Source organism: Pseudoalteromonas sp. MMG007, assembly GCF_018100985.1.
Taxonomy (GTDB): Bacteria; Pseudomonadota; Gammaproteobacteria; order Enterobacterales; family Alteromonadaceae; genus Pseudoalteromonas.
This window is the reverse complement of record NZ_JAGJEI010000053.1, coordinates 1-476: the sequence shown is the minus strand read 5'-3', so window position 1 is coordinate 476 and position 476 is coordinate 1. Positions and strand designations below refer to the sequence as shown.

Here is a 476-nt window from a genome sequence, read left to right as displayed (position 1 = left end):
ATTGGGTGGGCAATCCCTTGTTGTTATACAAGTAATGGTAAGAATAAAGGCGCTTTATGATATAGATATTAGTGCCCGTATGTTCTTCTCTCATTCAACTATTTCCAACATTGCTATTTACATAGACTCAATCATCCAAAATAGGATGAATGCTGAGATATTCGAAAATGAAGAATTAGAAACAGGAACATTCTGATGTTAGGTGAAATTTTACTAGAAGCTGCTAAGAACGGCATTCATCTGTTTGTTAAAAATGGCAAGTTATCGTTTACCGCCGCAAAAGGTGCATTAACTGACGATTTGAAAGCAGCAATCATAAAAAATAAAACAGAGTTAATTGAAATATTGAATAGCCAGCAACAGGCTTTAAATAAATTACCATCAATTGAAGCTATTTCAAGAGACGATATTTCTTTTAAATTATCATTTGCCCAACGGCGTCTTTGGTTAGTCGATCAGATTGAAGAGGACAGTAC

General features: G+C 34.5%; 2 protein-coding genes. Both read left to right on the top strand.

What is annotated here, in order from left to right; genetic code table 11:
* Positions 1 to 196, top strand: a 196-nt coding sequence (locus tag J8L71_RS18385) for a phosphopantetheine-binding protein (RefSeq protein ID WP_211001806.1), incomplete at its 5' end; no start/stop codon positions are given.
* Positions 196 to 476 (top strand): hypothetical protein (locus tag J8L71_RS18380; protein ID WP_211001805.1); only part of this gene is annotated, 281 nt, incomplete at its 3' end. The genes J8L71_RS18385 and J8L71_RS18380, both read left to right, overlap by 1 nt.